Annotated in this window: 14 protein-coding genes and 1 tRNA gene; 7 read left to right on the plus strand and 8 right to left on the minus strand. The window is 74.8% G+C overall.

The annotated features are described in order from the left end of the window. Nucleotides 1–12 precede the first annotated feature (12 nt). Entirely contained in the window at nt 13–1602 is a 1590-nt protein-coding gene (locus tag ACWCOM_RS06320; protein ID WP_454547894.1) for an alpha/beta hydrolase, read from the plus strand. A gap of 31 nt (nt 1603–1633) precedes the next feature. Then, nucleotides 1634–2203, plus strand: coding sequence for a HutD/Ves family protein (locus ACWCOM_RS06325; RefSeq protein WP_454547895.1), 570 nt, complete (start codon nt 1634–1636; stop codon nt 2201–2203). A gap of 69 nt (nt 2204–2272) precedes the next feature. On the opposite strand, the gene ACWCOM_RS06330 is transcribed toward ACWCOM_RS06325, so the two are convergent. Continuing rightward, nucleotides 2273–2911, minus strand: a complete 639-nt coding sequence (locus tag ACWCOM_RS06330; RefSeq protein WP_454547896.1) for a hypothetical protein — start codon at nt 2909–2911, stop codon at nt 2273–2275. A gap of 126 nt (nt 2912–3037) precedes the next feature. Continuing rightward, a complete protein-coding gene (locus tag ACWCOM_RS06335; protein WP_454547897.1) occupies nt 3038–3745 on the minus strand; it encodes an HAD-IA family hydrolase in 708 nt (235 codons plus the stop codon). Between the two features lie 244 nt (nt 3746–3989). Between ACWCOM_RS06335 and ACWCOM_RS06340 the strand changes: the two genes are divergently transcribed. Further along, nucleotides 3990–4062, plus strand: a tRNA-Thr gene (locus ACWCOM_RS06340). 88 nt (nt 4063–4150) lie between these two features. Here the strand turns inward: ACWCOM_RS06340 and ACWCOM_RS06345 are convergent. Then, the gene (locus ACWCOM_RS06345; protein ID WP_454548018.1) at nt 4151–5845 is read right to left on the minus strand and encodes a sensor histidine kinase; all 1695 of its coding nucleotides are present in this window, start codon (nt 5843–5845) and stop codon (nt 4151–4153) included. A gap of 88 nt (nt 5846–5933) precedes the next feature. Between ACWCOM_RS06345 and ACWCOM_RS06350 the strand changes: the two genes are divergently transcribed. The 4 genes from ACWCOM_RS06350 (at nt 5934) to ACWCOM_RS06365 (ending at nt 9033) form a co-directional block, all read left to right on the plus strand. Beyond that, on the plus strand, nt 5934–7058 hold the full coding sequence (locus tag ACWCOM_RS06350; protein WP_454547898.1) for a PP2C family protein-serine/threonine phosphatase: 1125 nt from the start codon (nt 5934–5936) through the stop codon (nt 7056–7058). A gap of 450 nt (nt 7059–7508) precedes the next feature. Then, entirely contained in the window at nt 7509–7841 is a 333-nt protein-coding gene (locus tag ACWCOM_RS06355) for an STAS domain-containing protein (protein ID WP_062736377.1), read from the plus strand. Continuing rightward, on the plus strand, nt 7834–8265 hold the full coding sequence (locus tag ACWCOM_RS06360; RefSeq protein ID WP_454547899.1) for an ATP-binding protein: 432 nt from the start codon (nt 7834–7836) through the stop codon (nt 8263–8265). Before ACWCOM_RS06355 ends, ACWCOM_RS06360 begins: the two co-directional genes overlap by 8 nt. A gap of 186 nt (nt 8266–8451) precedes the next feature. After that, nucleotides 8452–9033, plus strand: a complete 582-nt coding sequence (locus tag ACWCOM_RS06365) for a glycosyltransferase (protein ID WP_454547900.1) — start codon at nt 8452–8454, stop codon at nt 9031–9033. Between the two features lie 37 nt (nt 9034–9070). On the opposite strand, the gene ACWCOM_RS06370 is transcribed toward ACWCOM_RS06365, so the two are convergent. The 5 genes from ACWCOM_RS06370 to ACWCOM_RS06390 all read right to left on the minus strand — a co-directional run bounded on the left by ACWCOM_RS06370 (nt 9071) and on the right by ACWCOM_RS06390 (nt 13683). Then, the gene (locus tag ACWCOM_RS06370) at nt 9071–9400 is read right to left on the minus strand and encodes a hypothetical protein (protein ID WP_454547901.1); all 330 of its coding nucleotides are present in this window, start codon (nt 9398–9400) and stop codon (nt 9071–9073) included. 53 nt (nt 9401–9453) lie between these two features. Further along, nucleotides 9454–9918, minus strand: a complete 465-nt coding sequence (locus tag ACWCOM_RS06375) for a hypothetical protein (protein WP_454547902.1) — start codon at nt 9916–9918, stop codon at nt 9454–9456. Nucleotides 9919–10044: 126 nt separating this feature from the next. Then, nucleotides 10045–10269 (minus strand): CstA-like transporter-associated (seleno)protein, encoded by a 225-nt coding sequence (locus tag ACWCOM_RS06380; RefSeq protein ID WP_156269903.1) that lies wholly within the window; start codon nt 10267–10269, stop codon nt 10045–10047. Next, complete coding sequence (locus tag ACWCOM_RS06385; protein ID WP_454547903.1) at nt 10262–12589, minus strand: carbon starvation CstA family protein; 2328 nt, start codon at nt 12587–12589, stop codon at nt 10262–10264. The genes ACWCOM_RS06380 and ACWCOM_RS06385 overlap by 8 nt, the downstream gene beginning before the upstream one ends. A gap of 110 nt (nt 12590–12699) precedes the next feature. Next, nucleotides 12700–13683: an NAD(P)H-quinone oxidoreductase gene (locus tag ACWCOM_RS06390; protein WP_454548019.1), complete on the minus strand. Its 984-nt coding sequence runs from the start codon at nt 13681–13683 to the stop codon at nt 12700–12702. Between the last annotated feature and the right edge of the window lie 109 nt (nt 13684–13792).

Genomic DNA, 13792 nt, shown 5'->3' on the forward strand with positions numbered 1-13792 from the left:
CCGAGGAGCCCCATGACCCGCCGCGCCCCCCGAGCACGCCGCGCGCCCCTGCCCGCCGCGGCCGCGCTGACCGCCATGGGCCTGCTCCTGGGCGGGTGCGCCTCCCTGGGCGTCCCCGGCACGGCCGGGCCCCCGTCCGGGGGCGCGAGCGGCGCCGTGGTGGAGGGCACGCCCACGGAGCTCGAGCGGTTCTACACCCAGACGGTGGACTGGGGCGGGTGCGAGTTCGAGATCGAGGCGAACGGCGCGGAGGACGACCTCCGCTGCGCCGCCGTGGAGGTGCCCCTGGACTACGACGACCCGTCCGGGGAGATCACCACCGTGGTGATGTCCCGTCTCCCGGCCGAGGGGCGCTCCCGCGGCAGCCTCCTGATCAATCCGGGCGGCCCCGGGGCCTCCGGGGTGGACGCGACGGCCTTCGCCGAGTACACGGTCTCGGACGAGGTGCGGGAGGTGTACGACGTGGTGGGCTTCGACCCGCGGGGCGTGGGCCGCTCCGCGGGGATCGAGTGCCTCGACGACGCCGAGCTGGACGCGTGGCGCGCCGAGCCGATGTTCGACCCGCGGTCCGACCCCGCCGACGAGATCCGCGAGGAGTACGAGCGGCTCGGCGCGCAGTGCGTGCAGAACTCCGGGGACCTGGTCGCCGAGATGGACACCGTCAGCGCCGCCCGGGACTTGGACGTCCTGCGGGCGGTCCTGGGCGACGAGCGGACCACCTACCTGGGCTTCTCCTACGGCACCCACCTGGGCGCCGTGTACGCCGACCTGTTCCCCGACCGGGTGGGCCGGCTCGTGCTCGACGGCGGGGTGGACCCGACCCTCAGCGACCGGCAGGCCACCGCGGACCAGGCCGCGGGCTTCGAGGAGAACCTGCGGCACTGGGTGCAGGTGTGCCGCGCCGAGATCCGCGGCTGCGTGGTCGGGGACGCCGACCCGGACGCGGCGACGGCGCGGATCCAGGAGCTCATCGCCTCGGTCGAGGAGGGCACCGTCACCGCCGGGGACGGGCGCCGGGTCACCGCCACGAACGTGGTGGAGGGCATCCTGACCCCGCTGTACACCACCACGTCCTACCCGCAGCTCAACGAGGCCCTGGGGGCCGCCTTCGACGGGGACCTCTCCCCGCTGCTGGCGCTGTCCGACGCCACCCACGGGCGCGACGCCGAGGGCCGGTACGCGAACAACACCACGATGGCCTTCACCGCGGTGAACTGCCTCGACCGGTCCGCCGAGGCGGTCACCGAGGAGCAGATGGCCCGGCACCAGGAGCAGCTCGAACAGGTCGCGCCGACCTTCGGCCCCTACCTCGGCTACGGCGACGCCGCGTGCCAGGGCTGGCCGGTGGGGCCCGCGGCCGCACCCGCTCCGGTCGACGCCGCCGGCGCCGACCCGATCCTCGTCGTGGGCACCACGCACGACCCCGCGACCCCCTACCACTGGTCCCAGGCCCTCGCCGAGCAGCTGGAGAGCGCCCGCCTGCTGAGCTACGACGGCTACGGGCACACGGCCTACACCTCGGGCGACGACTGCGTGCAGGCCGCCGTGGACGCCTACCTGCTCGAGGGCGAGCTGCCCGAGGAGGGGACCACGTGCTCCTGAGACCGTCCACGACCGCCGACCGGAGGCTCCCGTGACCGACCCGTTCCCCCGCCCCGTCCTGCTGCGCGCCGGCGACCTGCCCGTCGCCCGCGCCGGAGGCCGCACGGTGCGCCGGATCGCCGCCGGCCCGGCCGGCGCCTGGCAGCTCTCCCTGCTCGACATCGAGCGCCCCGGCACGCTGCCGGCAGCCGCCGGGGCGGAGCGCGTGCTCACCGTCGTCGACGGCGAGCTGCTCGTGCTCGGCGCCGGCGGGCGGGAGCAGGCGCTGGAGCGGCACCGGCCGTTCCGGGGTCCCGCCGACGAGCCCGTCGACGCCGCGCTGCCCACCGGCCCGGTCCGCGCCCTCGAGGTCCTGGCCGCGCGCGGGGCGGTCCGGGCGCACGTGGTGGTGCTGGAGCTGTCCGCGAAGCGCCCGCACCCCGTCTTCGCGGACCAGCTGGCGGTCCTGCTCTCGGGCCGCGCCGTGCTCACGGCCGGCGGGAGGAGCGCCGAGGAGGTCGGGGTCCTCGACACCGTGCGCGGCGCCGAGCCGGACAGCCCCGAGCTCACCGGCCGGGGCTTCCTGGCGGTCGTGTCCCTGGACCGACCGGACCGGGACTGAGCGAGACCGGACGGGGCGGAGCGGGACCGGACGGGTCGCACCGGCCGGCACCCGCCCGGGACCGGCGGGTCAGGACCGCGCGGGCTCGGTGCGCTGGCACCAGGCGCCCGCGCGGAAGGCGAGCGCCAGCAGGCCGAGGAACACCCCGGCGACCAGCAGCACCGCGTCGGTGTCCCCGAAGGACCAGCCGTTGACGAACGGCGCCCGGCCGAGCTCCACGCCGAGCTCGGCGAAGATCCTCCCCTGCGCCGCCGCGAAGAGGAACGGGCCCAGCAGGGACAGCGCCACGAGCGAGAGCGAGGACGCCGTCAGCCCCACGGTCAGGACCCGGTCGAACGGCCGGCCGAGGTGGATGCGGTGGCACAGGTAGGCGAGGAAGAAGCAGATGCCGGCGAAGACCACGGTGCCCAGGGCCAGGGTCAGGGCGTAGAGGACCATGCTGGAGGACTCCGCCCCCGTGACGCGCACGTGCACCAGGTCGTAGCCCTCCGAGCTGAGACCGGGGGCCAGGCCGCCCACGTCCGGGGCCGTCACCGCGGCGGCCTCCAGCCACAGGTCCGCCCGGCCGTGCCAGGCGCGCGCCCCGGCCTCGGCGCCGGCGAGCAGGACGACCAGTCCCAGCGCCCCGAAGGCGAGCGTCAGCCCCGTGATCAGCACACGCTGCGAGGTCCGCCAGGAGCGGTGGGGAGGCGGGGCGGGTCGTTCCATGGGGGTCCTCTGAGGTGTGCCGGCGGACGAGGGCGGGGACCGGCGGCCTGCCGCCCCCCTCGACCAGCATGCCAGCCGACGGGGTCGTCGTCGTCCCGGCGCGGAGGGCGGGTCCGTGCCGGGGGCTCAGCGGGACAGGGCCACGGGCGCGCGGAGGAGGCCGGGCAGGTCGCGGACGGAGTCCACCACCACGTGCGCACCGGCCGCGCGCAGGGCCTCGGCGGGGTGGGCGCCCGTGCGGACCCCGACGACGGCGGCCGATCCGGCGCGCCGGCCCGCCTGCATGTCCGCCACCGTGTCCCCGACGACCATGACCCGGCGGACGTCGCCGAGGTCCAGGGCCAGCACCGCGGTGAGGACCATGTCCGGCCAGGGCCTGCCGCGCCCGGCGTCCGAGGGGCACAGGCTGAGGTCGGCGAGGCCCGTCCAGCCCAGCTGCTCCAGCAGCGTGTTCATGCTGTGCCGGTTGTGGCCGGTGGCCAGGCACACCCGCAGCCCGGCCTCGCGCAGCTGCGCGACCGCCTGCTCCGCGCCCTCCACCGGGCACACGCCCTCGGCGGCCAGCAGGTCGTCGAGGTGGCGCTCGAAGTCCCGCACGACCCGCCGGGCCCGGTCCGGCTCGGCGGCGAAGAGCTGCTCGAGCGTCCCGGACCGCGACTGCCCCGGGCAGCTGCGGAGGTGCTCGAGCATCCGCCGGAACCGTTCGGAGTCCGGGTCCACGCCCAGGCCGGCCGCCGTCCGCTCGAAGGCCCGCTCCACGATCCCGTTGTCGTGGAAGAGGGTCCCGGACATGTCCAGGAACGCCAGGTCGAGGTCCTGCGCCGTCTCGCCCACCGCGGGCCCTCCTGTCCCGGGGGAGCCCCAGCGGCCCGCCCCGTCGTCGTGTCCGTCCATGGTGCGCCCCCGGCGGGGGGCCCGGAAGGCGCCACGGCCGAAGGGCGGGTGAACACCCGGGGAACGCGGGCGTGGTGCCGGTGCCGCACCGGCACCACGCCGGGACGGCCGGGATTGCGGACGCCGGGACGCTCTCTGCTACAGTTTCACCTGCACTGATCCCGTCCCGGACGGTGACGTGCAGGCCTCCTTAGCTCAGTCGGTAGAGCGTTTCACTCGTAATGAAAAGGTCGTCGGTTCGATTCCGACAGGAGGCTCTCCCGGAAGGCTCCGGGCCCACCAGGGCCCGGAGCCTTCGTCGTCCCCGGGCCCGGGACCGGCGGTGCCCCGGTCCTGCTCCGGGCGTCAGTCCTGGCGCTGCAGCGCCTCGAGCGGGCCCGAGCCCGCGGCCCCGGGACCGGCGAGCGGCAGGACGACCGTGAAGACCGTGCCCTCCCCCAGCTCGCTCTCGCAGCGGATGCCGCCGCCGTGGCGCTCCACGATCTTCCGGGCGACGGCCAGTCCCAGGCCCAGCCCGGGGATCGCGCTCATCCGGGCGTTGGCGCTGCGGAAGAAGCGGCCGAAGACCTCCTCGGCGTCCTGCGGCCGCATGCCCATGCCGCGGTCCGCCACCCGCAGCTGCACGGCGCGCCCGGCGGGGGTGATGCTCACCGTGACGGGTCCGCCGGACGGCGAGTACTTGATCGCGTTCGAGAGCAGGTTGTCCAGCACCTGGCCGATGCGCACGGGATCGCACTCCAGCACGAGGCGCCGCGGCGCCTCGACGCGCAGGTCCACCCCGCCGGCGGCGGCCTTCGGGCCGGCGGCGGCCACGGACTGCTCGACCACCTGCACGAGGTCGGCGGCCACGAGCTGCGGCTCGAGCACCGAGCCCGCCGTGCCCAGCAGGTCCTCCACCAGGACCAGCAGCTGGTCGGCGTTGCGCTCGATGACCTCCAGCCCGGAGCGGACGTGCCCGGGCAGGCCGTCGTCCATGGCCAGCAGCTCCGTGTAGCCCCGGATGGAGGTCAGCGGCGTGCGCAGCTCGTGCGAGACCCCGGCCAGGAAGTCGTCCTTGGCCTGCAGGGCGGCGACGAGCTCGGTGACGTCGTTGAAGGACAGGACGGAGCCCTCCGGGCGTCCGTCGTCGTCGCGCATGACCCGGGCCGAGACGGAGAGCACCCGCTGGGCGGGGGCCCGGCCGGCCCAGACCAGCAGGTCCGTGAAGGACTCCCCGCGCACCGCCCGGGCCGCGGCGCGCTGCTCCGCGGGCAGGGGCGTCCCCTCCGCGTCCGCGTAGATGAGCAGGTCGGCCTCGGCGCCGTCGGACCGGCCCTCGGGCAGGGAGAGCTCGTGGATCCGGCGCTGGCGCCGGTTCATGAGGACGTCGTGGCCGTCCTCGTCGATGGCCAGCACCCCCACGTCCACCGTGTCCATGACGGTCTGCAGCAGCCGTTCCCGGCGGGCGGTCACGTCCAGCAGGCGGCGCAGCTGCGCGTCCTTGGCCGTCAGCTCGGCGTTCTGCCTCTCCATGCTGTTCGAGAGCACCTGGACCGTGATCCCGATGCCCAGGAGCATGACCGGGATCAGCAGCGGGGCGGTGAACAGCTGCACCGTCAGCGGCCGCGGCGGGACGAGCAGCGGGACCCAGACCATCGCGAGGGACAGCAGGAAGCCGAGCGGGGCGGCGGCCCGGGGCAGCCGCCCCGAGGCGGCGAGCCAGACGACGGGGAACGCGGCCATGATCCCCACCCCGGTCACCCAGGTCAGGGTGGCCTCCCGGAGGAGGGTCAGGGGCACGAAGTCCAGGACGGGCACGGCCAGGAAGGCCCCGTCGGGCAGCCGGTCCCACGGCACGAGCACGCACAGGGCCGTCAGCACCAGGGTCAGCGCCGTCGCCAGGTGCAGCTGGAGGTGCCCGCGCAGGGGTGCGTGCGCCACCCACACGCCGAGGACGAGCACCGCCGTCGTGACGGTGAACGGCAGCTGGCTCAGCAGCACCCTCCGGCGCATCGACAGTTCGTGGAAGCGGAGCCGGTCGAGGGACAGGACGGTGAGCATGCGGTCCACGGGATGCACTTCCGACGGGAGTGAGCCGTCCCCGGAGGGTCGGGATGACATTCGCAAAGATTAGCGGCTTAATGGGTCCATGACCCCCTCCCCCCAGGGCCGTCGTGCCGTCGTCATCGAGGATCACGACGACATCCGCAACCTGCTCGCCCAGACCATCGGCATGCGCGGTTTCACCGTGACCACGGCCGCGACCGGCCTCGAGGGGCTCGAGGCCGTGCGCCGGAACGGCGCCGATCTCATCACCCTCGACCTCAACCTGCCCGACCTCGACGGCATGGAGGTGTGCCGGCGGGTCCGGGAGTTCTCGGACGCCTACCTCCTCATGGTCACCGCCCGCCCCGGCGAGATCGACCGGCTCGAGGGCCTGGAGCTCGGGGCGGACGACTACATCAGCAAGCCCTTCAGCCCGCGCGAGCTGCAGGCGCGGATCGAGGCGATGTTCCGCCGCCCGCGCGCCCGGGCGGAGCAGGCCGACGCGGAGGAGCTGCGCCGCGCCGCGGAGGTCCAGCGCAGCCTCCTGCCCTCGGTCGCCCCGGTCGTGGCCGGCTACGACGTGGCCGGCGCGTGCCGGCCCTCCCGCAGCGTGGGCGGGGACTTCTTCGACTGGTACACCACCGAGGGCGGCCTGCAGGTCTCCCTGGCCGACGCCATGGGCAAGGGCATGGGCGCCGCGCTCATCGCCGCCACGGTCCGGGCCGTGCTGCGCTCGGCCGCCGGACAGCCCGACATGGAGCAGGCCTTCCGGGACACCTGCCGCCAGCTCGAGAACGACCTCGACCACTCCGGGTCCTTCGTCACGCTCTTCCACGCCCGGCTGGACACGGCCCGCGGCATGGTGGACTACGTCGACGCCGGGCACGGCCTGGGCCTGCACGTCCACGCGGACGGCGTCGCACGGCTGCGCCCGGGCGGACCGCCCGTGGGCGCGGTGCCCGGCACGAGCTGGACGCCCGGCCGGTTCGCGCTCGCGCCCGGCGACACGCTCGTGGTGGTCAGCGACGGCCTGCTCGACGCCTACGAGGACGTGGACGAGGCCGTGCACGCCGTGGCCGAGGCCACCTCCCGCGGCGCGGACGCCGAGGCCGTCTGCGCCGCCGTGCTCGACCTCGCCCGCGGCGCCGTCCCGGACCCCGACCTGCCCGGCGACGACGTGACCGCGGTGGTCCTGCGCCGGCTCCCGGAACCGCAGGGCGGAGCGTGAGCCGCTTCCTCGACCGGCCGCTGGGCGTCGACCGCGTCGCCCGGCGCCGGCCCGGGTCGCCGAACCGGTCCGCGTGGACCGCCGTGCCCCTCGGCTCCTCGGCGTCGACGGCTCCGGCCCGGGGGGTGCTGCTCCGCGAGAACCCGCTGCCGCGGCCCCGGCCCGGACGGGGGCAGCGGCTCAGGTGCTTCGCTACGATGTGGACCTACCTCAGCGGGTCCGCGGCCGTCGTCCGCCGCACCGCGCCGATGCTCTGCCCCGTGGCAGCACGGGGCGTCCCCACGGGGGGCGGCCGGCCGCACGGCCCGGCGCCGCGCTCCGTGCGGGGACCGAACGAACCGGCGGGGACCCTGGCCGACGTGGCCCGGGTCGCCTTCGACCTGGTGGTGCCGAGCGTGCTCGGCACCACCGCGAGATACCCGGGCTCCGACCCGGAGGAGAGGAAAGCCGATGCAGTTCACGGTTGAGCAGAAGCCGAGGTTCGCCCACATCACGGGCACCGGACGGCTGAACATGGTGGGAGCGCCGAAGCTGCGGGAGGTCGTGGCGCAGGTCGTGGACGGGGGCAGCAACCACGTGGTGGTGGACCTCGGCGGCACGGAGTTCATGGACTCCTCCGGCCTGGGCGCCCTCATCGGGTGCCTCAAGCTGGCCCGGCAGGCCGGCGGGGACCTGCGGATCGCCAACGTCCGGCCCCAGGTGCGCATGGTGCTCGAGCTCACCAGCATGCACCGCGTCCTGACGCCCTACGACACCGCTGACGCGGCCTTCGCCGATGACTGAGCCCACGTCCCGCCGCTCCCGGCGCGGTCCGGCCACCGCCGAGACGGTGGACGCCCTGCACGAGGACTTCGACGCCCTGTGGGACGACGCCGCGTTCGTGCCCGAGGCGGACCGGATGGCCTTCACGCTGGCGGTCATGGAGGCGGCCGGCAACGTGGTGGTGCACGCGGTGCCCGCCGCGGAGGCCCCGATCCAGCTCGAGGTGGACCTCGTGGCGGCACCGCACCGGCTGGAGGCGATGATCTACGAGATCGGCGCCGCCCCGGCCGAGGTGGACCTCGACCGGGCCATGGCCGAGGAGCACCTGGAGTCCGGCCGGGGACTGGCCCTGATCCAGGCCCTCGTGAGCCGGGTGGTGTTCGAGCGCCGCGGGGACGCGAACGTCTGGGAGCTCTCCCGGGAGTGCGATCCCGAGGGCCCGTAGACCCCGCCGTCCCCCTATTTGCGTATGTGAACTGTCTGCGGCGATCCCTAGAATTGGCGGCAGGACAGGACGTCAGGGGGGACATCCGGTGTCATCTGCAGCACGCACTCGGGGAGCCGTTCGGGGCTCCCGCCGCGGGGGGAAGCACCCCCGGGACGCGCATCGCGCAGCACGGGAGGCGTCGTCATGATCGCGGCCATCATCCCCGCCCACGACGAGGCGACCCGCGTGGGGCACGCGGTCACCTCGCTCCACCGCCAGACCCGTCCCCCGGAGCGGATCCTCGTGATGTCGGACGGGTCCACGGACGCCACCGTGGACGTCGCGCTGCGTGCGGGCGCCGAGGTGCTGCTCACCGTCGACAACCCGCACCACCGCGCCGGGGCGGTGAACCAGGCCCTGAGCACGGTGCGGATGGGGGCCGGCGACCTCGTCCTGCTGCTCGATCCGGACGCCGAGCTGCCGCCGGGGTTCCTGGACCGCGCGCTCACCGCCCTGCAGGACCGCAACGTGGGCGCCGTCCCCGCCCGGGCCTCCGCCGTGGGCGGGGCCGCGGCCCTGGTCCGCTGGTGCGCGCTCGAGGACGTCCACCGGTCCTTCGGCCGCTACTGCGACGAGGGGCCGGTGACCGGGCACGCCCGGCTGGCCCTGGACCTGGAGGCCGTCGGGTGGCGCCTGGCCGCGCCGCCGGAGGCGGAGCAGGACGTGCCCGTGCGCACGCCGGTCGAGGTGCTCCACCGCGCCCCGGCGCAGCCGGTGGCCGCCTGACCCGCCGGGGTCCCGCGGCGGCGCCCGGAAGCGGCCCTCAGGACCGGGCGGCGCGCCCGACGACCACGGCCGCCGCGCCGGCGAGGACCGTGGTCGTGAGGCACCCGATGGGGATGGGCAGGCAGCATCCGCCCACCGAGACGTTCGTGCCCCGCCGGGTGCGGGTCGAGTAGCTGGGGAACGGCAGCATGCGCAGGCCCGAACGGCGTCCGCCGCGCCCGTACGGGCTCCAGCGGTGGCCGGGGAGGTCGTAGCCGGGGGCGAACCGGCCGGGGCCCCGGGGCCCGGGACGGCCCAGCGGGGAGCGGGACCAGCGGGCGTCGAACTCGTCGTCGGCCGCGCGGTAGTCGAACCCTGGAGCAGTCATGTCCTCCATCAAACCAGCAGCAGGCGGAGGGGTCCACCCCCGGCGGGCCCGGCTCACCCGCGTTCGAGGAGCTCCCGGGCGCGCTCCACGTGCCCGCGCACCGCCTCGGCCCGGCGCACCACCGCGTCCAGCCGGTGGGCCGCGCTCTCGTCGTCGGTGCGCATGAACCGCGCCATGGTCAGCGCCTCGGCGGCCTGGGCCATGGCGTTGCCGGCCCGGGAGAGCTCGCGGTGGACGTCGTTGAGGTAGCCGCCGCTCGAGGCGGGGATGTCGTGGCCGGTGCTGGGCGCCGTGCGCTGGGCGGCGGCGCAGATCGCCCGCACCTCCGGCAGCAGGTCGGCCAGCGCGTTCGCGGTGGGCACCACGGACTGCGCGAGCGCCTTGTCCGGGAGGGTCTCGAGGATCTGGTGGAAGCGGTCCAGACCTCGGCGGAACCGGTCGTGGGCGCGGCGCCACACGCCCAGTCCGAGCTCGGCCTCGTCACGGCGAGCGGCGCGGTAGTCGCGCAGGAATGCCACGGGCGGTCCTTTCGGGAGGAGACAGTCCATCCTACGGCGGCCGGGGGCGCCTCCCGCGCCGGTGGGGCCGGGACGGACCCGGCCCCGGAGCACGGGGCTCCGGGGCCGGGGTGGGGCGGGGCGGTCTCAGCAGCAGCGGCCCTGGGGGTTGTCGTCCTGCCACGTGTGGTAGTCGCGCCAGAACTGCGCCTCGGTCATCGGCGGGTGCTCGCACCCGGTCGAGGCGTGGTACTTCAGGTAGTGCTCGTACTTGTCGCCGGTCAGGGCGGCCCGGCCCGCGCGGCCGATCCCGTCCGCGAGCCGGCGCAGCCCGTGCCGCAGCTCCCGCCGCAGGGCGGAGGTGTCAGCCATGGCTGCGCCTCCGCGGCTGCGGGTGCGCCCGGTGGTACTCGGCCCACTGCCGCTCGAGCTCCTTCTCCGGGGCCGAGGCGACCAGGCCGGCGGGGGCGTAGATCTCCGCCGGCCGGTAGGGGTCCTCGGTGTTGCGCCGGGAGGGGTGCTCCGGGTCGTCGCGGTGGGCGAAGGCCTGCGCCGTGCGCACGAGGGCGGTGACGATGACGATCACCGCCAGCACCACGAACAGGACGGACAGCGAGCCCTGGATGAACGTGTTGCGGATGACCGCGTCGATGGCCTCCGGGGTCCTGGCCGTCCCGAAGGTCTCGGCGCCGGAGGCCTTGGCCTCGCGGAACGCGTTGTGCTGGGCCCAGTAGCCGACCGCCGGCACGGAGGAGAAGATCTTCAGGATCGACCCGTAGACCGTGATGACGGTGACGAACGCCAGCGGCAGCGCGATGATCCACAGGTACTGGAAGGACCCGCGCTTGGCCGCGATGGTCAGGCAGACGGCGAGGGCGATGGCCGCGAGCAGCTGGTTGGCGATGCCGAACAGCGGGAACAGGGTGTTGATGCCGCCCAGCGGGTCGGTCACGCCCATGTAGAGGATCGCGCCCCAGCCGGCGACCATGATCGCGGTGGTCAGCCAGGCACCGGGCCGCCACGAGGTGTCCCGGAACTTCGGCAGCACGTTGCCCAGGGAGTCGGAGAGCATGAACCGGGCCACCCGGGTGCCGGCGTCCACGGCGGTGAGGATGAACAGCGCCTCGAACATGATGGCGAAGTGGTACCAGAAGCTCATCATGCCGGCGCCGCCGAACAGCTGGGCCAGGATGTTGGCCAGCCCCACGGCCAGGGTCGGGGCGCCGCCGGTGCGGGAGACCACCGACTCCTCCCCCACGGCCTGGGCCGTGGACTCGAGCATGGCGGGGTCCACGTTCACGCCGGTGAGCCCGAGCGAGTTCACGAACGCGGCCGCGCCCTCCACGGTGCCCTGCGTGACGGCGGCCGAGGAGTTCATGGCGAAGTACAGGCCGCGGTCGATGGTCACCGCCGCCACGAGGGCCATGATCGCCACGAAGGACTCCATGAGCATGCCGCCGTAGCCGATGAACCGGGCCTGGCGCTCCTTCTCGAGCAGCTTCGGGGTGGTGCCGGAGGAGATCAGCGCGTGGAAGCCGGAGAGGGCTCCGCAGGCGATCGTGACGAAGAGGAAGGGGAACAGCGAGCCGGGGAACACCGGCCCGTCCGAGCGGGACGCGAAGACGTCCACGGCGGGGGCGGTGACCTCGGGGCGGACGACGACGATGGCGATCGCCAGCAGCCCGATCACGCCGATCTTCATGAAGGTGGAGAGGTAGTCGCGCGGCGCGAGCAGCAGCCACACCGGCAGGATCGCGGCCACGAAGCCGTAGACGATGATGCCCCAGGCGATGGTGGTGCGCTCCAGGGTGAAGGCCTCGGCCCACGCGGGGTTCTCCGCGACCCAGCCGCCGGCGACGATGGCGAGCATCAGCAGCGCGAACCCGATCACGGAGACCTCCATGACCCTGCCCGGGCGCAGGTAGCGCAGGTACACGCCCATGAACAGGGCGATCGGGATGGTCATGGCCACGGAGAAGACGCCCCACGGGGACTCCCCGAGGGCGTTGACGACCACGAGGGCGAGGATCGCGGTGATGATGATCATGATGGCGAGGGTGGCCACGATCGCGGCCGTGCCGCCGACCACGCCCAGGTCCTCGCGGGCCATCTGGCCGAGCGAGCGGCCCCCGCGGCGCATGGAGAAGAACAGCACCAGGTAGTCCTGGACGGCGCCGGCGAGGATCACGCCCACGATGATCCAGATGGTCCCGGGGAGGTAGCCCATCTGCGCGGCCAGGACGGGGCCCACCAGCGGGCCCGCGCCGGCGATGGCCGCGAAGTGGTGCCCGTAGAGCACGCGGCGGTCGGTGGGCATGAAGTCCTTGCCGTTGGCCTTGTACTCCGCGGGGGTGGCCCGGGTGTCGTCCGGGCGCACCAGCTTGTCCTCGATGAACTTCGAGTAGAAGCGGTAGGCGATCAGATAGGTGGCCACGGCGGCGAAGACGAACCAGATGGCGTTGACGGCCTCCCCGCGGGCGATCGCGAGCATGAACCAGCCCAGGGCCCCCACGAGGGCGATCGCGACCCAGAGGGCGATCTTGGCGGGGGTCCAGCGGCGGGTCTCCTGGTCGAGGACCGCGGGGTCGAGGGCGACCGGGGGCCGCTCCGCGGTGACGGCGGGGGCGCCCCCGGCGGCGCCCGGCGGCACGGTGCCCCCGGGCCGCCCGGGGGGCTGGTGGGAAGAGCTCATGGCAGGTCTCCAGACGTGAGAGGGGAAGCTGTGCGCCTCCCGGGAAAACAGGTCCGATTCTAGGTCCCCGGTGATCCCGGACACAGCACCGCCCGACCGCGTCCCCGCGCTCAGGGGACGAGCAGGACCTTGCCGATGTGCGAGCCCGAGTCGAAGTACTCGTGGGCCTGCGCCGCCTGGTCCAGGGGGAAGGCGCGGTCGACCACCGGGGAGATCCGCCCGGCCTCGACCTGGGGCCAGACGTGCTCGCGCAGGGCGGCCATGATCCGTGCCTTCTCCCCGGCGGGCCGGGCGCGCAGCGTGGTGCCGATGACCGCGGCCCGCTTGGCCATGAGCTTGCCCAGGTCCAGGTCCCCCCGGCGCCCGCCCTGCAGGCCGATCACGACCAGCCGCCCGTTGACGGCGAGCGCGTCCAGGTTCCGGTCCAGGTACGACCCGCCCACCACGTCGAGGACGATGTCCGCGCCGTGGCCGTCTGTCAGCTCCCGGACGCGGGCCACGAAGTCCTCCTCGCGGTAGTCGACGGTCTCCGCGCCGAGCTCGCGGGCCGCGGCCGCCTTGCCCGGACCGCCGACCGTGGTCAGCACCCGCAGGCCCAGGGCCCGGCACATCTGGATCGCGTTGGTGCCGATGCCGCCGGTGCCGCCGTGGACGAGGACCGTCTCCCCCTCCCGGGCCGCCGCGGCCATGAAGACGTTGGAGAAGACGGTGGCGCACACCTCGGGCAGCGCGGCCGCGGCCTGCACGTCCACCCCCTGCGGGACGGGCAGCACCTGCCCGGCGGGGACCACCACCTCCTCGGCGTAGCCCCCGGAGTCCAGCAGCGCGACGACGTCGTCCCCGACCGCGAGCCGGGCTCCCGCCGGGACCGCCGGGCCGAGCTCCTGGACCGTGCCCGAGACCTCGAGGCCGAAGACCGCCGAGGCCCCCGGGGGCACGGGGTACCGGCCCAGGCGCTGCATGACGTCGGCCCGGTTGATGCCGGCGGCCCGGACGCGGATCCGCACGCCGTCCGGGGTGAGCTCAGGGGCGGGGACCTCGGTCACGGCGAGCACCTCCGGCCCGCCGGGGGTGGTCTCGAGCACTGCGCGCATCATGGGGCCTTCCTGTCGGGAACGACGTGCGCTCCCATTGTGTCCCCGCTCCCGGCCCGGGTCGCCCGCGGCCGCCGGACTCCCCCGCCGGCGAACGCCCCGGGGTGAC

Source organism: Kocuria sp. KH4, assembly GCF_053711175.1.